A 19,644-nucleotide genomic window follows, 5' to 3' on the forward strand; every position below is an offset into this window, starting at 1 on the left:
GCGCCGGTTATGGCGGAAATCAGGACAGGGGCGGAGTGTCCACGCGTGCCAGGAGGTAAGAGGACACCATTCCCGCCAGTTTGTCGATAATTTCGTCCCACTCGCCGCGGCCGCTGCCCTCGATGGTGCTTCCCAGTCCCAGCCGACGGGCCACCACGCTGTAGACAACGTTGAAGCTCCAGTCGATGTCTTCCTGCCGCAATAGACCGCCGGGCCAGCCATGGAAAAGATCCGAGAAGTGCTGTGCCAACGCGGCGTGGGACGCTGCTCCGCGGCTGGAAATGGCTTCGTCCTGGCTGGCGCGAAGCATGAACGGGCGCAGGATACCGGCATAACGACGCAGGATGCGGACAGCTGCGTCGACAGCAGCCCGGGCGCGTTCCTCCAGCCCCTCATCTGCGGCAACGGGCAATTCCCCGAACAGGTGGGATGAGACCGCATCGATATCATCCATCTTGCGGCCGTGTGCCACCCGGATCAGGTCATCCTTGCCGTCAAACCGTGCATAGATCGAGCCAATGGAAACGCCGGAGCGGGCGCTGACTTCAGCCAGGGTGAAGTCGTCGCTGCCCCGCTCCTGCAGCAGGGACAGGGCAGCTTCAATCGTTTTCTCGAAGGACCGGCGGCTCCTGGCCTGCTTGGGTTCCCGTGATTTTGTGTCCGGAATCGTCACAACGAGATCCTACAGAGAATTCCCGGGTCGGCTGCGTGGCGTCCAACCCGTAACTCCCAGTCGCCCGGTGGAACTGACCAGCAGGACGCCGCCCCGTTCCAGCGCCGGAAGCCGGCCGGGTCGAGGGGGATCTCCACCGCCGCCGTTGATCCGGCTGCCACGTCCACCTGCGCATAGCCCATCAGCCTGAGCGAGTCCTCGCCCGGAGCCTTGCCGTAGACCTGAAGGACGTCCCTGCCGGCCGCTTCCCCGCAGTTGCGGATGCTGGTCCGGACAGAAATGCCGTGCACCCCGTCCGCTGGTTCCCGGGAAGCCTCACCCTGGCCGGCGGCGGTTGCTTCCACCAGCTCGAAGCGGGTGTATCCGAGCCCGTAGCCGAACGGGTACCGGGCCGGACGTCCAGAGGCTTCAAAATGCCGGTAGCCCGTGGGTTCGCTGCCAGAGTAGTCAAGGGTCAGCCCTGCATCGAAGCCGGTGCCGAAGCCCGGAATGTCCTCGTCTCGTGCCGGGAAGGACACGGGGAGGCGTCCGGAGGGAGCCTCCTGGCCGGTGAGCACGGATGCGAGGGCGGGACCGAACTCTTGGCCGGGGAACCACGCCATCAGGACGGCCTTGACCTTATCCGCCCACGGCAGCAGGACGGCGCGGGAAGCGTTGACCACCACCGCGGTATTGGGGTTCATCCCTGACACTGCATCCACCAGTTCGTCGCAGGCCGGATCGAGGGCAGCGGTGGTACGGTCGGCGCTCTCCCGGGAAGAGCCTTGGTCATCGCCCAGGACAAGGACCACCGCATCGGTGCGTCCTGCGAGTTCCACAGCACGGGCCAGCGGATTGCCTGTCGGTTCCGGGGCGGCGACTGCCGTTACGGACTGAACCCTTCCGGGTTCAAACACCATGTCCGCCACGATGTCCACGTTGCCGGCTGGCAGGTCGAGGGACACGCCGGTGGTTTCACCGCGTGCCACGACGCCCATCACGTCATCCGGTGCCGGAGGCGGTACGTCCAGGACAGGGTTGCCGTTGACCGTGAGGGCGGTGGTCCCGGTCCCGCCGGCTCCAAACGTCCAGCGTGCGGCATGGGCCAGGGTAAGGCGGGAACTGATGCGGACCTTGCCCGGAGCGCCGGCTCCCAGGCCGGGAACGGCACCGAACCAGACAAACGACGACGCTTTCCTGACTTCGGAGTACAGGACCCTGTCTTCACCGGTTCCGCCAGTCTCCAGCACCTCAAGCAGGATTCCCGGGGTGCCGTCCGGTGCGGTGCTGCCCAGCTCCGTGAGCTGCAGCGGCGAGGCCGGCACAATTCCCGGCTCGTGGGAAACTTCCACCCCTGGTCCCATTGCGCGGCGGATGGCGTCCAAGGGTGTCTCCAGCGCACCCTCTGGACGTACCGTGGCGAACGTTCCTCCCTGGAAGCAAGGTTTGGTGGCGTTGGGTCCAATGACGGCGAGTGTTGTGATGCGCCCGGGGTTCAGGGGGAGCATGCTCTCCCTGTTCTCGAGCAGCACGAAGGAGCGAGCCGCTGCTGTGCGCAGAACCTTCCTCTGTTCCGCCTCATCGCGGGAATCTCCTTGGATAGAGCCGGAGCGTCCGGCCCGCCGCCCCGTTCTGTCGGCAAGGCGAACCATGCGCTGCACAGCGTCCTGCAGCCGGGCCTCAGTAACCTCCCCTGCAGTCACTGCCTCCGCGAAGCGGTCACCGAGGAACCTGGCCGGTCCAGGCATTTCAAGATCGAGTCCTGCTTCGGCGGTTTCGTTGGTGTTGTCCACGCCGAACCAGTCGGAGACGACAACACCGTCGTAGTGCCAATCGCCCTTCAAGATGTTGATGAGCGGGCGGTGCTGGGAACAGTGCACGCCGTTGACCCTGTTGTAGGCCATCATCAGCATCCACGGGTTGGCTCGCCGGACGGCCGTTTCGAATGGCCGAAGGTAGATTTCCCGAAGCGCTGCCTCGTCAACCCGGGAATTCATCCGCCGGCGTTCTGTCTCCGTGTCATTGGCCACGACATGCTTCGCGCAGGAGCCAACGCCCTGGGACTGAACGCCTTGGACCCATGCGGCGCCCAGGTCGCCGGTCAGGAAGGGGTCCTCGGAAAACATCTCGAAGGCCCGTCCTGACAGTGGAGAGCGCGGCAGGTTGAGGTTCGGTCCCAGGACGACGTTGGCGCTGCGTTCGCGGGCCTGCTGGCCGAGGACCTTCCCCACCTGGGACACGAGTTCCGTGTCCCAGGTGGCCGCCAATGCCGTGCCGGACGGCATCAGCAGGGCAGTGTCCCGTTCGTCCATGGTCCTGCTGACAACCCCCAGGGGACCGTCCAGGAGCACCATCTCCTCAACCTCCAGTTCGGGGCATGCGTTGGTGCTCCAACCGTTAAGTCCGCCTGTTAGCGCGGCTCCGGTTAGGTCCATCGCGGCTGCCGGGCGGGAGGTGCTGCCCAGGGGACTGGAGGTCACAGGGCCGTCACCTTTTCGGCCTCGACGGCACCTTCGGAGGCGCGAAGCAGCGGCAGTACCCGCTCGGAGAAGAGCCGCATCGACTGTTCGGTGAAACGCTTGCGTTCCCCGGTCAGCGGTCCTCCCATCAGGCCCATGAGGACGTTGCCGATCCCCAAGTCTGCGTACTTCTGCAGCTCAGCGGCGACTGTCTCCGGGCTCCCATAAAGGCACCAAGTCCCCTTGTAGCCCTCGGTGCGGGCATCGGGGGCGGGGCGAAGGTCAACGCCGCTGATGGCTTCCGCCGCCTTGTTCGCCTGGTGCTCGCGTTCCACGGCTTCCTGGTACTGCTGGAGAATGACGTCCATTTCGGCTGCCGCCTGCTCGTCCGTCTCGGCGATGTGCACATGCTGGTAGGAGTGGGTGGTCCACTCGAGTGCGGCACGTACCTTCTCTTCCGAATGGCCTGCTGCTTCGAGAGCGTTCCGGTAGGTGGCGAAGTTCTTGCGGACTTCTTCGTAGGCATTGCCGCCGTCGATCACCGGGGGAGTGAAGGCGAGGATGAAGGCGGGCTGGGCGTTTTTTGCGGCGCGCTCGACGCTGGAGGGCCGGGCGGCGACGGACATGACGCGCGGTTCCGGCTTTGTGTAGGGGGCCGGAACGATGCGGGATACCACGGCGCCGCGGTAGTGCCCGTTATCGAAGGTGACGGGCCCGTCCTCAGGCTTTTTCGCCCACAGCTTTTCGGCGATCTCAAGGTTCTCGTTGGCCAGCCGCGAGCTGTCCTGAAAGTTGACGCCGAAACCGATCATTTCTTCCGGAGTAGTTCCGCTTCCCACCCCTACCAGCAGCTTGCCGTCCGTCAACTGGTCCAGCAGGGCCAGCCGTTCGGCGAAGCGCACCGGGTGGTGCAAAGCGAGGGTCTGCACGGAGAAGCCAAAATGCATCCTCTCGAGCTGCCCGGCCAGGTAGGCGGCAAAGACGAACGGATCGCTGGCGGGGGGAGCGTATCCGGTGAAGTGGTGGTCCGGCAGGAAGACGGCGTCAAAGCCGCGCTGTTCGGCATCCTTGGCGTGCTCCACCATGGCCTTCATGACCGGACGGTCCTCTTCGGGGCCGCGGGAACGGGAGGTAAGGAAAAGGGAAAAGTGCATGGGAACTCCTGGTAACGGGTTAGGGGGCTTGGGAAACTGCTGTGTCAGGCAGGTTGGATCTGGAGGCGACCACAGGCGTGGTGGACTCCTGATCCGAGGGGACCGGGTCAAGTTGGGCGGCAGCCCTGGAGACCAGGCGCCGGAACCACTGATGGCCCGGGTCTGCCGATTTGGACGGGTGCCACCACGCGCATTCGACGAGGGTGGGCAAGCTGATGGGCAACTGCATGATCCGCACCCCGGCCACCGCTGACAGCATGCGGGCGAGGCGTTCCTGAACCAGCGCAAGGCGGTCCGTGCCGGCTACCGCGAAGGGCAGCATCATGAACGTGTCCACGATGACATCGGTCCGTTCACCGAGCTGGAGGTCGTAGACCCGCCGGTCGGCGAGGGTAGAGGCCACTTCCGTCCCGAAGAGGCGTGCCCAGCGGGCGTCGCGCATCTCTTCGATTGTCAGCGTGCGCTCGGGCGAATCCTGGCCGGTGACGCATACCCAGTTGTCGGTGAAGAGCTCGGTGTGCGGAAAGCCGGAAAAGTGTCCCTTGGGGATGAGCATCAGGTCTGCGTTCTGGAGGGTTTCCTTGATCCGGTCCACTGCCAGCGGGGTGACCGCGTCGAAATGGATCTGTACGCCGGGTGCTTCCTCCTGGAGCAGGGTCATCAGCTTTCCGGAAAGGGCTGTCAGGCAGTAGTCCGAGGATATGACTCGGAAACTGCGGGTGGAGGTGGACGGATCGAACACCGCCTGGGCATCGAAGGTCCTTTCAACCAGCCGGAGAATCTCGGAGACATCCTCCTTGAGGACCTGTGCCAGGGGAGTGAGTTCATAAGCGGAGCCAACCCTGGTGAGCAGCTCGTCGTCGAACTGGCGGCGCAACCGCTGCAGGGAGGAGCTCATGGCAGGTTGGCTAATGCCGATCCTCGCTCCTGCCCGCGTGACGTTCCGCTCAACGAGCAGAGCATCAAGGGCAACAAGCAGGTTCAGGTCGGCAGTCAGCAGATTTACCATTGTCTTCTCCACGCTAGGGGGACGGCTCCAACTCCAGAACCGTTTCAGAAACTCGAATTAGAATACTGATACTAATTATGAGTTAGGTCACAGGAGCGGTCAATTGCCGTGCCGCTGTACGGGCGTCAGCGTGCAGGAGGGGTCCCGCCGATTGCCTCAGTAACCGCCGCAGCCGCCGCGAGCAGCCGGTCCCGGCATCGGGCCAGGTGCGCGGCCGACTCCGTAGCCGCAAAGCCGTTGAGTGTCAGGGTCACGGCAACCTGTCCGGACGAGTCGAACACGGGCGCGTGGAGAGAAGTGACTCCAGCGGGATCATCAATGGACGCCGGGCCTGTGGTGGCCGTCCGCTCCAGGAGCCGGGGAAGCACTCCGCTGAGGTCGGGAGCTGCAGTTTCGCTGGGCACCACCACCATGCGTTCAAACTCTGCTGCGGTGGTCGCACCGGCTGATACTGCATAGCCCACGTCGCGCACCTGCTGCAGCTCAGCACGGGCAACCTCGGGTTCAACGTGTCCCACGACCTCCCTGGCGTTGGCGATCCAGCGGGATTCCGCTGCTTCGCCGGCCCAGGCCACATGGAGGGGGGCAAGGGGCGCGGCCAGGCTGAACGAGACACCAACCCTGGACGGGGCACCGCTGGGCGAGCTCCGCACACCGGCGGCAGTAAGGACGACAACCGAATCGTCCACGACGCCGCTGACCAGGACCTCCAGCTCAAGCTCGTCTGCCAGGGCTTCTATTTCAGGCCGCGCCGTGTCGGCAGCCTTGACGTGCCGAGTCAACGCAGTGGCGGGAGAAACGATGGACGGAATGCTGAAGGAACCATAGCCGCCCCGCAGGAAAAGCAGGGGCAGGTCCTTCGACTCCCCGACGTCCAAGGCGTTGACCCGTCCGATGACGATGTCATGGTCACCCGCGCGGATGACGTTCTCAATGTCACAGTCGATCCAGGCCGCTGCACCTTGCAGCCGCGGGCTGCCCGAAGGGGTGTCACCCCAGCTGCTTGCGCTGAACCGGTCCTCTGCCTTTCGGGAAAAGGCGCGGCACACATCCTGCTGGCCGGCAGTGAGGATATTGGCGCAGAAGGAGCCGGCCTCCTGGATCTTGGGCCAGCTGGTTGAGCGGACATCAGGCATGAAGGCCACCAGGGGCGGGTCAAGGGAAACGGAACTGAAAGTGCCCACCACCATGCCCGCGGTGTCGCCGTCGTGGGCTGAAGTGATCAGCGTGACACCGGTGGGATACTGGCCCAGGACGTAGCGGAACCAAGCCGGATTCTCCGGGCTGGTTTCCTGGGCGTCTGTGGTGGAAGCGGGGATGGTCTGCGCCATCGTGCCCTCCTCTTCGTCGAGTTTTATCCCAGTAAACGTGCTGAACGGGGCGGGCGGAAATAGTTCCCCGGTATGTGCGGCATCGGCAATTCAGATGTAGGCAAGCCCCTCCTAACGTCTGGTCGGGATGGTACTTTCGACGGAACGCCGGGGCCTCCAGAGGCCCGTCGGCCGGGGTGGACGATCCCCCGGACGCGCAGCTGGCCGGCGTTGGCCGCGATTGCCGGCCCACTCAGAACGAGGTGACGGTGCGCCGTTCAAACTTCCCCGCACAATCGAGTCCGCGGACAGAACCCTCTCATGAAGTTCCTAAGATTAACGGTGACGGGCAGGCCAAGACACTACCTCCGGGCGCAGGCGTCCGGATCGGCCGGGTCTATGGGGCCCTCCTGATCGTTGTGCTGCTCGGTGCCTTGGACCACACCATCGTGGCCACCGCCCTGCCCACCGTCGTTGGCGAGCTGGATGGTGCGCGCCACATGGCCTGGGTAGTAACGGCCTATGCCTTGGCTATGGCGGTGGCTATGCCGATCTTTGGCAGGTTGGGCGACAGGTTTGGCAGGCCGGTCCTGCTTACCATCTCGCTTGCGGTCTTCCTGGCGGCCTCGGTGCTCTGCGGCTTTGCCCAGGACATCTTCCAGCTCTCCCTTTACCGGGGAATCCAGGGCCTAGGTGGTGCAGGCATGGCGGTGCTGCCCTCGGCGATCATCGCGGACCTGGTGCCGCCTCGGCAGCGGCCCAAGTACCTCGGCCCCCTGGGCTCGGTCTTTGGCATCGCTACGGTGGTCAGCCCGCTCCTGGGCGGCACCATCACGGACACAGTGGGGTGGCGCTGGATCTTCTGGATCAACATTCCGGTGGGCCTGCTGGCGTTGGCCTTGGCGTTCTCCCTGCGCAAGCTCCGCGTTGCCAGCGGAACCGGCGGAGTGGACGCGCCCGGCATTGCCCTCATGATCCCCTTCACATGCACACTGGTGTTCGCCGTGGCGCTCTCTACGGACCCGGACAGCCAGCCGGAAGTCGTGGCGGCCGCCGCAGCCGCCGCCATAGTGCTGGGCATCATCTTCGTCGTGGTCGAGATCCGCTCCAAGGCGCCGCTGATACCCATGCGGATGTTCCGGAGCTGGCCGGTGGTCAATGCAGCCGGGCTGGGATTGGTGGTGGGTGCTGGGCTGTTCAGTGTGGTGGCCTATCTGCCCAGCTACATCCAGATGGCCTACTCCACGTCCGCCTCGGCCGCCGGCATGATTCTGCTGCCGTTGGTCCTGGGCATGATGGTTGCCAGCAACCTCAGCGGCTGGATCGTGACCCGGACCGGCCGTTACAAGGTCTTTCCGCTGGCTGGCTCCGCCCTGGCTGTTGCCGCGGCAGTAGCCCTCAGCTTCACCGGACCAGCAACCCCCATGCCCCTGGTGGGGGTCCTGGTGGGCTTGCTCGGCCTGGCCGTCGGGAGCTTCATGCAGCTTACGGTGGTGGCCGCGCAGAACGCCATGCCGCAGGCGATTGTTGGTGGGGTCACCGCCTCGCTGGGGTACCTGCGGGAACTGGGAGTGACGGTAGGGACTGCCGTCCTGGGCGGCCTCTTCGCCGCGTCCCTGGCCCAGGCATCCGCAGCCAACAACATGGACCTGCCAGCGTCAGCGGTCACGGATCCGCACGCTGTCCAGCAGCTGCCCGTCGAGGTGCAGGCGGGTGTGGCCGACATTTACGCCGCAGTGTTCCTGCCTATCTTTTGGGTGTTGGCTGGCATCTTCGCGGTCGGGGTGTTGCTTTCCATTGTCATGCCGGAGCAGAAGCTGTCCGAGTCTGAGCCCGCCACGTAGGAGGCTGCCTTGATGTGGACTGTGGATGTTGCCGGTTCACACCAGGGCGGCCAGTCACGTGGCCGGATAGATCAGCAGTTTCACCGGTTTGTGGAGCCCGGCGGGCAGTGGCGCGGCGTCGGCCTCGAAGACGACAGATCCGGGCAGGGTCCCGGGGCCTGCGGCCGCATCCCCCATCAGCCGATTGGCCCACGGGTTGGTCACTGCCACTTCCAGGGTGTTGCCACCCGGCCGGATGGCGTCGGTAACATCCACCCGAATGGCCGTGTCCAGGCGACGCCGGCACGTTGCCGTCCATCCAGTGCCACCACGCCCGGGGCCGGGCGGACGTCGGCGATCGGTGAACTCGTTCAGGAGCCGGCCGCAAGAGCGTTCGTCCGCGGGAGGGCGGCAGGTTCTTGGGGCATGGGTGGCAGTTCTAGGGGCGGGGAATCAGACAGGGGCGTGGATTATTCACCTTACGGCGCGGATTCGTGAAGGGCAGGTGCAGGATCATGCGGACACAGGATGGCTGGCATAGCGGAAATCTATTTCCCCCGGAGCGGCCGCCGTCGTACGGTGCCAAGGAACCTTTGCCGTGCCGTGTATCGCCCTGGGGCGGCTCCCCATCCCACGGAGGAATAAGCATGTCCGCCCGAACAGACGTTGAAAACCTACAGAGCCGGGAAGCCCGGGACTTCATTGACAACCTCATCTCAGTTATGAGCTGGGAAGAGAAACTGGGCCAGTTGCAGATCGCCTTCCGCCCTCAATTGGAGGCCGCCAAGGAACTGGTCCGGGGAGGAACCGGCGCTGTTTTCTGGCCGCGGAGCACGGAAGCGACCAACGAACTCCAGCGCGTCGCCCGCGAGGAGACGCCCCACGGGATTCCACTGCTGGTGGGGTTGGACGTCATCCACGGGCAGCGGACCACCTTTCCGGTTCCCTTGGCACAAGCCGCAAGTTTTGATCCCGCCGTGGCGGCCGCGGACGCCCGCATCTCAGCCCTGGAAGCAGCATCAGGCGGGGTGAACTGGACGTTTTCGCCCATGATGGATGTTTCCCGGGACCCGCGGTGGGGACGCGTCGTCGAGGGGTTTGGTGAGGATGCCTACGTCAACAGCGTCTTTGGTGCGACGAAGGTCCGCGCATACCAGGGCCATAGCCTAGACGGGGAGGGGTCCATCCTGGCGTGCGCAAAACACTTTGTGGCCTACAGCCAGGCTGAGGGCGGACGTGACTACAACACTGTGGACGTGTCCACCCAACGGCTTCGCAATACCTACATGGAACCGTTCCGTGCGGCTGTGGAGGCAGGGGCCGCCACCGTGATGGCCGCTTTCAACACCGTGTCCGGCCGGCCTGCCCACGCCAACAGCCACCTCCTGACAGATGTCCTGAAGGGGGAATGGGGCTTCGAAGGTGTTGTGGTGGGCGATGCCGACGGTGTGGTGAACCTCCTGGACCACGGAGTGGCGGCCACGCTCCCCGAGGCTTTGGCGCAGTCCTACATTGCCGGCCTCGATGTCGAAATGGGCGGAAACGCGGCCAGCCCCGACGGCGTCGCGGCCGTGACGCCGGAGGACGTTCCGATGGAACGGGTTAATGACGCCGTCCGCCGGGTGCTCACCCTCAAATACGCCCTGGGGCTCTTCAAGAATCCGTACCGGAACGCTGCACAGGAGATCACGGCACCGACGCCGGAATCGCGGAACGCCGCCAAGGAGGCGGCCGAGAAGAGCCTGGTTTTGTTGAAGAACGACGGCGGGATCCTCCCCGTGCAGCCCGGCCCAGTACGGGTTCTCCTGACAGGTCCCTACGCTGAAAGCACTGACCACCTCGGAGCCTGGGTGCAGTCCTTCGCTGCACCGTCGGAGAGCTTGGCGGAGGCCATCTGCCGGGAATGCCCAGACTGGTCCGTCACGGTCATGGAAGGCACGGGCTTCTTCAAGGGCAATCCGGAAGACCATGCGGCCGTGGCAGCTGCCGCCGCGGAACATGATCTCGTGGTTATCGCGGCAGGTGAGCCATCGGCATTGACCGGGGAAGCGAGCTCACGGAGCGACCTTAGGCTGCCCGGCGTCCAGGAGGACCTGATCCAGGCCATTGCCGGGACGGGCACACCTTTTGCGGTGGTGATGTTCAACGGCCGTCCGCTGGTTACGGAGTCGTGGATCGATTCCGCACCCGCCGTCCTGGAAGCCTGGCACCTCGGCATTGAGGGGCCGGCGGCTGTGGCGCGTGCGCTCAGCGGCGCGGTGAACCCCGGCGGCAGGCTTCCTATGACCTTTCCCCGGTCCTCAAGCCAGGTGCCCATCTATTACGACCACGAAAACACTGGGCGCCCGGCGATGCAATCCGCCCGCATCGACGAGGATCCGGACGACGTTGCCCTTATGGGGCCGGCCAACACAGACGACAGATACACATCCAAATACCGCGACCTGCCGCTGGGCCCCCGATTTCCCTTTGGCCACGGACTGAGCTACACAACGTTCAGCTACGAGGGGCTCCGCCTCCTCCAACAGGAACTGCCGCTCGAAGCACTTCGGGCAGGCGAGAGCTTCCGCCTGGTTGTCACTGTGGCCAACACCGGAAACCTGACGGGAGACGAAGTAACACTTGTGTGCATCCGGGACCGGGTGGCTTCCCTGGCCCAGCCTGTGCGGAGGCTGCGCAAGTTCACTCGAACCACCTTGGACGCCGGAGGGACGGCCACGCTCACTTTCGAGCTCGGATGGCAGGACCTTGGCTTCTGGGATAACGACGGAAATTACCTGGTGGAACCAGGAGAGATCGAGATCCACGTTGGCGGCAGCGTCGCGGGTGACCGACATGAGATCATCCGGATACTTTGAGCCGGCGACAGGACCAAGGAGATACACGGCCCACCTACAACCCACAAAAGAAGGAAGACCATTGCCACTACACCCGACAATTGCCTCCAGGATCCCGTTGTTGCAAGGAATCCCCTCCATATCGGAGGCGCTTTCCAACCCACAGATGATGTCCAGGCTGCAGGAGTTCGACTCTTATCCTGATGCGAAGCCACCAATCCAAGTGCCTACTGAGGAAATGACGGTTTCAGGACCGCACGGACCGGTCCCGATCCGGGTTTACCGTCCCGCGCCCGGGTGCCCTGTCAGCGGAACCGGGCTTGTGTGGATGCACGGCGGTGCGTTCCAATTTGGCGACCTCGATATGAAGGAGGCAGATTGGACCGCACGCGAGATGGTTAACCGTGCTGGTGCCGTTGTTGTCAGCGTTGACTACAGGCTGGTGAAAGATGGGGTGCGGTATCCGGTTCCTTTGGACGACGTAGTCGCCGTCGTGGGATGGGTACGCAACAATCTGGAGGGCCTGCGTATTGATCGCGTTGCCCTCGGGGGTGCCAGCGCCGGTGCACATCTTGCAGCCTCCGCCGCGTTGCAGTTGAGGGACGAAGACTGCTGGGCACCGGAATGCCTCATTCTGGTGTATCCCTCGGCACACTTCTACATGCCCGAGCCATCTCAGTCTTTGAAGGAGGTCCAGGCCGAGCTGCCGCCGGTCATGACGATATCCCACGACTTTCACCGCAAAACAATTACGAACTACCTTGGCGGTGACAGCTTCCCCACCTCGCCTTACGCGATGCCTGGAGAAGCTGACCCGACGGGTTTGGGCCCAACGCTGGTGATCAATGCAGAGTATGACGACCTTCGCGCGTCGGGGGAGGCCTTCAGCGCTGGCTTGGCAGCGGCCGGCGTCGACATTCAGCAGGTACTTGCCCGCGGTTTGCTGCACGGTTTCCTGAACTTGTCGGCGGATGTTGAGCCGGTTAGTGCAGTCCTTGAGCTTATGGCGCAGCGCCTACGGCGGCAGGGCTCCTACCGCAGGCCGCCCGCAGGCCGCGAAAAGCTGTAAAGCGCCATCACTTCCGTGAATGGAGGCCATAAGCAAAGTCGCGTGGACGGTGGGCTGTAACCACGGTCTACTGGATTTACAAGAAAGCGGTTGATGAATTCCCCTCCGCTGCACTCACGAGGGCCTGGCGTTTCCTATAGGTCGCCCCTCGACAAGGATGTTGAAAGGTAACCCGTGTCAATGAATCCCATTAACCGCCGGCGGTGGTTGTCCGCCGCAGCCACAGCCATTGCTGCTTCTGTAGTTCTCACCGGCTGTGGCGGCTCGGATGCCACTGCCCCGTCCGGCAGCGAACCCCAGACCATCAAGTTCTCCTACTCCACGTCCAACCCAACGGATACCTTCATCCAGGACACGGTTGCCGCCTTCGAAAAGGAAAATGCCGGGGTTAAGGTCGAACTGGTCAAGCTGCCCGCAGAAACGCAGCCGCAGACTACCACCACACAGCTTCAAGGGGGCAGCGCCGCAGACGTCATGGGCATCTTCTCCGGGCAGGGGCAGGTAGGATCCATGAACGGATTTGCCAAGGCAGGCCTGCTGCTTGAGCTCAAGGAGCCGGAGTTCAGCCAGACGCTGCCCAAGAGCATCGAGAAGCTCTACAAGTACGAAGACAAGGTCTACGCGGTCCCGCTGTCCTCGATGCCGGCCGGCTTGATCTTCAACCAGGCCAAAGCCGAGGAAGTCGGCGTCAAGCTGGACAACTCCTCCACGTTCGAAGACCTCTTGAAGCAATGTGGGGTGGCAAGGGACAAGGGCGTTTCACTGGCAGCTCTGGCTGGCACGGTGCCCGCCAATCCCGGAATCCTGGCGTTGACCCTCGCAACTTCGACCGTCTACGGTCCCAACCCGGAGTGGAATGCCGACCGGGCTGCAGGCAAAACTACTTTCGCCGGTGAAGAGGGGTGGAAAGAGGCCCTCGACGGTGTCAAAAAGATGTACGACGCCGGTTGCTTCCAGGACGGTGCCGCAGGTGCCGGTTTTGACGCCATCATCGGTGCCGTCGGGCAGGGGAAATCCTTGGGCTTCTTCGCCCCCGGCGGAGCAGCCAAGAGCATCGCGGACGGTTCCAAAGGCGCGGTGACCCCTGTGGTCCTCCCTGTACCTGCCCCCGGCGCTTCTGAAAAGTATTTGGGCACGAGCGCCGAAATGGCTCTTGCAGGCAATGCCAAAACCAAGAGCCCCACCTTGGTGAAGAAGCTTCTCAAGTTCTTCACGGAAAAGGAAGGGGCCGAAATGGTGGCAAAGGGCCAGGGAACCCTCCCGGTGAACCTCGGCGACTATCAGCTGCCTGCAAGCTATGCACCTATCGCTGACCTGTACAGGAACGACAAAGTCCGGCCGCTCGCGCAGACTGACTGGCCCTCCGCGAAGGTCTACGACAGTCTCGGCAAGGGAATCACGGCCATGATCACGGGGCAGAAAACGTCGGACGATGTCCTAAAGGACATGGATACGGCCTGGGGCAACTAGACCAGCTGGTGCCGTCCGGCTGGGGCGGCCGGCACCAGACTCTCCTTCCGAAACAAAACAAGGAACTGTGACAGTGACTATTACCAACGGACGAATCATTCCCTCGGGAACTGACACGAAAGAACCAGACCCGGCACCGGTTCGGCGTCCCTCCGGAATCGGCTTCGGCCGTTGGTGGTGGGCGCTTCCAGCCGTGACCCTCACCATTGTGGTGACATACATGGCGACGGCGTTTGGCGCATTTTTCGCCTTCACAGACTGGACAGGGCTGGGCTCGTTTAAGTTCGTGGGATTCGACAACTTCGTCCAGGTTGCCAAGGACCCTGCACTTGTTGGTTCGGTTCGGAATACACTCTTTCTTGCGGCCGGGTACGTTGTCTTCACCAACCTGTTTGGGCTGCTTTTCGCCCTGGCGTTAAACCGGACCCTCAAGACGCGCTTTGTTCTCCGGGCATTGATCTTCATGCCCGTGGTGCTCAGCTCTGTTGCAGTCTCTTTCATTTGGAAGTTCGTCTTCGCGTTCGACGGACCGCTCAACCAGTTCCTCTCGGCTGTTGGCCTCGACTCCCTGAAGCAGGACTGGCTCGCGAACCCATCCTTGGCACTGTGGTGCATCCTGGCCGTCATGGTCTGGCAGAACATCGGCTTTGTCATGGTCATTTACCTGGCCGGTCTCGCCACTGTTCCCGTGGAACTGGAAGAGGCAGCCGGCCTGGACGGGGCCGGCGTCTGGCAGACGTTCACCGGCGTTGTCCTGCCCACCATCAGGCCGTCCGTTGCCATCGCCACTGTACTGACCCTGATCCAGGGCCTCTCGGTGTTCGACCAGGTACTAACACTGACGGGAGGCGGCCCCGGTGACGCGACCCAGACGCTGGCCTCGCAAATCTACCAGCAGACATTCGTCTACGGGGCCTTTGGCCTGGGGGCAGCCGCTGCCCTCGTCCTCACCGTTTTCATCCTCATCCTGGCCGTCGTCCAGCAAGTCGTCGTGCGCGACCGCAGCAACGGAGAATAGCAATGCATCGTTACACCAAGTGGTCACTGGCCCGGGAAATCCTGGTTGTCATCGCCAGCATCATCATGCTCCTTCCGTTTTGGATCGTGATCAGCACGTCGTTGAAGACCAGCGACGAAGTGCTAACCACGTCGGCCTTCGCTCCGCCGAAAGCGGCAACCCTGGACAACTTCATCCAGCTGCTGTCGCCGGAGGGGAGCCAGTCCGGCAACGTGTACCAGGGCCTGTTCAGTAGCCTCATCATCACCATCGGCACAGTGCTGGTCCTGATCGCCTTGTCGTCCGCGGCTGCGTACGTCTTCGCCCGCAGTACACGCAAATTGTCGAATACGGTCTTCAGGATTTTCCTGATCGCGATCGTCCTCCCCACCCAGCTTGGGGTCCTTCCTCTTTACATCGGGGCCCGGAACCTGGGCCTGGTCGGGAGCCCGTGGGGGATGATTGTGATTTACACGGCTATGACCATGCCGTTTGCCGTATTCCTCTACTCGGGTTTCTTCCGACGCCTGCCGCGGGACTATGAAGAAGCAGCCACCCTTGACGGTGCCAGCAGGTTCCAGATATTCACCCGGGTGATCTTCCCCCAGATGGCCCCGGCAACCGGCACAGTGGCCATCCTGTCGGGCCTCCTGGTCTGGAACGACTTCTTCACGGCTGTCATCTTCCTGAACGGCTCGCCCTACATGACTTTGCCAGTAGTGGTTTACAACTTCGTGGGCAGCCTCGTCTCACAATGGAACCTCAGCTTCGCGGTGGTGCTCATTGCCATGGCCCCCGTGCTGCTGTTCTACGTGTTTGCCCAGAAGAAGCTGATGCAGGGCTACGCTGGCGGCATCAAAAGCTAACGAACCTACCCCAAGTAGAGACGCGCCGACATGCCAGTGTTACACCAAACGATTTGGGGCATCATTTGGCGGTACTTTTCGACGTTTGGCCACGGCCTCACCGATAGACAACGAACGGAAGCAACATCTTGCGCACATCTGAAAGTCCTAAATGGCTGAACGTGCCCGGCGCCGTTGAAGGCCAGCGGCAAGCCGACCTTGGGGATGGGAAATACGTCAATCCCATCTTCGCCGGCGACCACCCGGACCCTTCCATCCTCCGGGACGGAGAGGACTACTACATCACGTTCTCTTCGTTTGAATCGACTCCCGGGCTCATCATCTGGCACTCGCGGGACCTGCTCAACTGGACTCCCCTCGGCCCTGCATTGCCTGATCCCTTGGGGAATGTGTTTGCCATGGATATGTGCAAGGTAGGCGACAGGTATTACATCTACATCCCCGTGATACCGACAGATGTGTCACCGGATCCATCCGCTCCCGCGCAGATCTACGTCATCCATGCCCAGGATATGAAGGGGCCGTGGAGTAAACCCACAAACTTGGGAATATCCGGCCACATCGACCCGGGGCATGTCGTGGGGGAGGACGGGCACCGTTACCTGTTCCTCAACGGCGTTAGCCGTGTCCGCCTCACACCGGACGGCCTGGCAACGGACGGACCCATTGAGCACGTTTACGACGGCTGGAAATACCCCGAGGACTGGGTCACGGAGGCCTACGCGCTGGAAGGCCCCAAGCTAACCGAGCGTAACGGCTGGTTCTACCTGACGACGGCGGTAGGCGGCACATCGGGGCCGCCCACCGGACATATGGTCACGGTCGCCAGGTCGCGCTCGGTCCACGGACCCTGGGAGGATTGCCCGTCGAACCCCATCATCCGCACCTGGGACGCAGAAGAACCCTGGTGGAGCAAAGGGCACGCCACCCTTTTCGAGGGCCCTCACGGCCAGTGGTGGAGCATCTACCACGGCTACGAGAACGGGTTCTCCACCTTGGGACGCCAGACGCTGCTGGAACGCATCGAGTGGACCCCGGACGGCTGGCCCATGGTCGCCGGCAAGGACCTGTCGCAACCGCAGCCTTCGCCGCTTCCCAGCGGTTCCCGGGAACCGGGCGGGCACGGGCTGGCTCTCTCCGACGATTTTTCGGTGCCCCGCTTCGGAGTGCAGTGGTCGTTCCACGCACCCTCGAAGGACGAGTACCGGCGTGCGTCCTTGGGTGACGGCCTGGTCCTGACGGCCAGCGGAAGCAGCCCGGCCGACACCTCTCCCCTGACCTGCTTCGTCGGAGACCACCGGTACGAAGTGACCGTTGAGGTTGAAGTCGAAGAGGGAGCAACCGGTGGCCTGCTGCTCTACTACAGCCGACGCCTCTTCTGCGGAATGGGCCTGGATGGGGAGAAGATGACTACCTATCGGGCGGGAGAGCCGATTCCGTACTGGCGCGAACCTGCCGCGTCCTCTCGGGTCATGCACCTCCGAATCGTCAACGATGCCCACATCGTCACCATGTACTACAGCGTCGACGGGGAGGAATGGACACGGCACGGCCTGCGGTTCGAAGTCTCCGGATTCAACACCAACACCGTCGGAGAACTGCTCAGCCTCCGCCCTGCGCTCTTCTCATTCGGGGAGGGAAGCGTAAGGTTCCGGAAATTCCAGTACCGCGCCCTGGATCACTAAAGCCAACCAGTGGACCACCTTCGACGTCACGGACACCAAGTGGCGTTCGCTAAGGCACTCAAGTAGGTCAGGCCACGGCGAGCCTCTCCTGCAGAGAGTAACCGTCAATCCCGTATCCACAGCGCGGACGGACTGCACGCAAGCTCGTCGTGCGGTCGCCCGAGACGCGGTGCTCCGGATGATCACACTCCAACATGGCGGGATGAGGTAGTCGAATGGATGGTCAGCGGCGCACATGATGGCGAGCTTCTAAGGGATTCTGCCGCTGGAAGTAGCGGGTGCGTGCCATGTGGCTAGTGTTTCACTCACTGACCGAGTTCGTAGAGGACTATGGCAACTCATCGCAGTTTTGCTCTCAAGTGAAGCTGCAGCGCTAGTGCCCGGTTTGCCTGAGCGGGCCGGCACAGCGGAAACACCAAGCACGACTCTTCAATGCTCTCGACCGCAGTGTTGGTCCAAAGTGCAGCGGGCCAAGGATCCGGTGTTATCGAAGAGGTTGATGGTTGCCATCGCCGTAAAGCATTTCTTACAAGCTTCATTGTCAATAGCGCGGATACTGTCCCGACACCACCGGCCGCCCAGGAACAAACCAAAGGATCGAAGATGCCCGTAAAGCTTTTCCTAACTATTTCTGCTGCAGTCACGCAACGTGACATAGGAAAGTTGAGACGGTCTCCTTGTGACGCGTGGGAAGTTCTCGGGCTGTGAGCGACAAAACAATAGTCGGCCACGCGCAGCCGGCACTGAGTCCCTTGACTGTCTCTGCAGACGGCCGAAGGCTGGTGACCATCCAGGGTGAGCCCTTCTTCTATCTTGCAGACACCGCGTGGACATTACCGCAGCGACTCAAGTGGGATGATGCGCTCTATTACATGAACAAGAGGCGCATGCAGGGTTTCACGGTTATCCAGATTGTCGCCCTTGATCCGGAACGGGATGTGGACATGCGGGACCCTGCGGGAAATTCAGCCCTTCAGGGGGGTGACCTCTCCAAGCCGAATGAGGCCTACTTCCAGTACCTCGACCGACTTGTTCAAGCGGCTCAGGACATGGGCTTATACGTCATGCTTCTGCCTGTCTGGGGCCAGCTTGTTGTAGGAGAGAGCTGGGGAGGATCGACGTTCCCCGAGACGGTCACGGAAAACAATGCATACGATTTTGGCCGATGGATTGGAGCCCGCTACCGAGATAGGCCACATATTATTTGGTGTTTGGGCGGGGATCGGCAGCCCATCCATAAGGGAATTGATTATCGGCCCGTATGGCGACGAATGGCGGAGGGACTCGCAAACGGCGTAACGGGACAAAATCCCCGCTGGGACGAGTCCAGTCCGGCCTGGCGTAACCTCATCATCACCTACCACACCTGCTTTGAGATGGAGACGAATGAATTTTCGACCATGTCATACTGGTCCGACGATGAAGCTTGGATCAGTTTAATCTTGCTCCAATCTGGCCATGGACTAATGACAGCGAGTTATTGGCAAGTGCGTGCTGAGTATGAGCGGTCTAATCCTATGCCCGTCCTAGATGCGGAGCCTGCATACGAGCAGATGCCCATGAATTGGCCTCAACTGTTCCCCCTCCATGGTGATTGGATTGTCCGCAAACGTGCATACTGGTCGGTACTTGCAGGAGCGTTCGGCCACACCTATGGTCATGCATCCGTTTGGTGCATGATCTCAGAAAAAGAACGCAATGAAGTTCTGAGCGCCTCCTGGTACGAGGCGCTCACTCACCCGGGAGCGGAACAGATGACGATCCTTAGGGATTTTGTCGAGTCCCTCAGTTTTGAGCGATGGGTGCCTGCTCAGTCAATGGTTGCCCATAATGCGAAGTGCGGCCATACATGCCTCGACCAGCACAGGCAGGCAGCCTTGGACCGAAACGGTGAGTTCGCCATTGTCTATCTCACTGACGGAGGATCAGAGCGGGTGAACCTTGCTTACCTCAGCACCCCTGACGTCCTCGGCGTGTGGTTCAATCCACGCACAGCCGAAACCACGGAACCTTTCGACGTCCGGCGGGAGCCACACGGAAACCTCTTCGAAGCCCCCACGCAGGGGCCCGAGCAGGACTGGCTGCTAGTCCTCGCCACAAATCGGGACCGTCTTCTACGCCTGTCCGTCCGGCGCACGTGGGCAAATCCACTGCCGAGTGACGATATGTCAATGATCTGGGCCGAGTAGCCTCCAGCAGGCCGTCCGGTCCAGCCATGCTGCCGACCCTCACGGGGTAGATCCCTGGCGGCGGTTCCCCGGGACGTTGTAATCGAACGCGTTCTCCCGGGTTGAGGTACGGCCGCTCTTCCTG

At 62.5% G+C, this 19,644-nt stretch carries 14 protein-coding genes; 8 read left to right on the top strand and 6 right to left on the bottom strand.

What is annotated here, in order from left to right; translation table 11 throughout:
• Positions 1–19 precede the first annotated feature (19 nt).
• The 5 genes from QRM57_RS20515 to QRM57_RS20535 form a co-directional block, all read right to left on the bottom strand.
• Positions 20–673 (bottom strand): TetR/AcrR family transcriptional regulator, encoded by a 654-nt coding sequence (locus QRM57_RS20515; RefSeq protein ID WP_284988046.1) that lies wholly within the window; start codon positions 671–673, stop codon positions 20–22.
• Positions 670–3,132: a beta-glucosidase gene (locus tag QRM57_RS20520; RefSeq protein ID WP_284988047.1), complete on the bottom strand. Its 2,463-nt coding sequence runs from the start codon at positions 3,130–3,132 to the stop codon at positions 670–672. The genes QRM57_RS20515 and QRM57_RS20520 overlap by 4 nt, the downstream gene beginning before the upstream one ends.
• Positions 3,129–4,265: an LLM class flavin-dependent oxidoreductase gene (locus QRM57_RS20525; protein WP_284988049.1), complete on the bottom strand. Its 1,137-nt coding sequence runs from the start codon at positions 4,263–4,265 to the stop codon at positions 3,129–3,131. Before QRM57_RS20525 ends, QRM57_RS20520 begins: the two co-directional genes overlap by 4 nt.
• 19 nt (positions 4,266–4,284) lie before the next feature.
• Positions 4,285–5,274: a LysR family transcriptional regulator gene (locus tag QRM57_RS20530; protein ID WP_284988051.1), complete on the bottom strand. Its 990-nt coding sequence runs from the start codon at positions 5,272–5,274 to the stop codon at positions 4,285–4,287.
• Between the two features lie 125 nt (positions 5,275–5,399).
• Entirely contained in the window at positions 5,400–6,605 is a 1,206-nt protein-coding gene (locus QRM57_RS20535; RefSeq protein WP_284988054.1) for a flavin reductase family protein, read from the bottom strand.
• A 176-nt stretch (positions 6,606–6,781) separates the two neighbouring features.
• Here QRM57_RS20535 and QRM57_RS20540 point away from each other — a divergent pair, with 176 nt between their 5' ends.
• Positions 6,782–8,428, top strand: a complete 1,647-nt coding sequence (locus tag QRM57_RS20540) for an MFS transporter (RefSeq protein WP_284988055.1) — start codon at positions 6,782–6,784, stop codon at positions 8,426–8,428.
• Positions 8,429–8,482: 54 nt separating this feature from the next.
• Here QRM57_RS20540 and QRM57_RS20545 read toward each other — a convergent pair whose 3' ends face one another.
• Positions 8,483–8,683 (bottom strand): hypothetical protein, encoded by a 201-nt coding sequence (locus QRM57_RS20545; RefSeq protein ID WP_284988057.1) that lies wholly within the window; start codon positions 8,681–8,683, stop codon positions 8,483–8,485.
• A 371-nt stretch (positions 8,684–9,054) separates the two neighbouring features.
• On the opposite strand from QRM57_RS20545, the gene QRM57_RS20550 reads away from it, so the two are divergent.
• The 7 genes from QRM57_RS20550 (at position 9,055) to QRM57_RS20580 (ending at position 19,520) form a co-directional block, all read left to right on the top strand.
• On the top strand, positions 9,055–11,265 hold the full coding sequence (locus tag QRM57_RS20550; protein ID WP_284988059.1) for a glycoside hydrolase family 3 N-terminal domain-containing protein: 2,211 nt from the start codon (positions 9,055–9,057) through the stop codon (positions 11,263–11,265).
• A gap of 307 nt (positions 11,266–11,572) precedes the next feature.
• Positions 11,573–12,313 carry an alpha/beta hydrolase gene (locus tag QRM57_RS20555; protein WP_284988106.1) on the top strand — a complete coding sequence of 247 codons (741 nt, stop codon included), beginning with the start codon at positions 11,573–11,575 and terminating at the stop codon, positions 12,311–12,313.
• A 180-nt stretch (positions 12,314–12,493) separates the two neighbouring features.
• Complete coding sequence (locus QRM57_RS20560; protein ID WP_284988061.1) at positions 12,494–13,783, top strand: ABC transporter substrate-binding protein; 1,290 nt, start codon at positions 12,494–12,496, stop codon at positions 13,781–13,783.
• Positions 13,784–13,856: 73 nt separating this feature from the next.
• A complete protein-coding gene (locus QRM57_RS20565) occupies positions 13,857–14,801 on the top strand; it encodes a carbohydrate ABC transporter permease (protein ID WP_284988063.1) in 945 nt (314 codons plus the stop codon).
• Positions 14,802–14,803: 2 nt separating this feature from the next.
• A complete protein-coding gene (locus tag QRM57_RS20570) occupies positions 14,804–15,646 on the top strand; it encodes a carbohydrate ABC transporter permease (protein WP_284988064.1) in 843 nt (280 codons plus the stop codon).
• A 128-nt stretch (positions 15,647–15,774) separates the two neighbouring features.
• A complete protein-coding gene (locus tag QRM57_RS20575; RefSeq protein WP_284988066.1) occupies positions 15,775–17,331 on the top strand; it encodes a family 43 glycosylhydrolase in 1,557 nt (518 codons plus the stop codon).
• 704 nt (positions 17,332–18,035) lie between these two features.
• The gene (locus QRM57_RS20580; protein ID WP_284988067.1) at positions 18,036–19,520 is read left to right on the top strand and encodes a glycoside hydrolase family 140 protein; all 1,485 of its coding nucleotides are present in this window, start codon (positions 18,036–18,038) and stop codon (positions 19,518–19,520) included.
• Positions 19,521–19,644: the final 124 nt, after the last annotated feature.

The sequence above is a fragment of the Arthrobacter sp. fls2-241-R2A-172 genome, assembly GCF_030208885.1.
In the GTDB taxonomy this organism is placed as follows: Bacteria; Actinomycetota; Actinomycetes; order Actinomycetales; family Micrococcaceae; genus Arthrobacter.

Coding starts and splice junctions, on each gene's coding strand:
- QRM57_RS20525 (WP_284988049.1), bottom strand. CDS start 4,265: ATGCACTTTTCCCTTTTCCTTACCTCCCGTTCCCGCGGCCCCGAAGAG.
- QRM57_RS20530 (WP_284988051.1), bottom strand. CDS start 5,274: ATGGTAAATCTGCTGACTGCCGACCTGAACCTGCTTGTTGCCCTTGAT.
- QRM57_RS20535 (WP_284988054.1), bottom strand. CDS start 6,605: ATGGCGCAGACCATCCCCGCTTCCACCACAGACGCCCAGGAAACCAGC.
- QRM57_RS20550 (WP_284988059.1), top strand. CDS start 9,055: ATGTCCGCCCGAACAGACGTTGAAAACCTACAGAGCCGGGAAGCCCGG.
- QRM57_RS20555 (WP_284988106.1), top strand. CDS start 11,573: ATGCACGGCGGTGCGTTCCAATTTGGCGACCTCGATATGAAGGAGGCA.
- QRM57_RS20560 (WP_284988061.1), top strand. CDS start 12,494: ATGAATCCCATTAACCGCCGGCGGTGGTTGTCCGCCGCAGCCACAGCC.
- QRM57_RS20570 (WP_284988064.1), top strand. CDS start 14,804: ATGCATCGTTACACCAAGTGGTCACTGGCCCGGGAAATCCTGGTTGTC.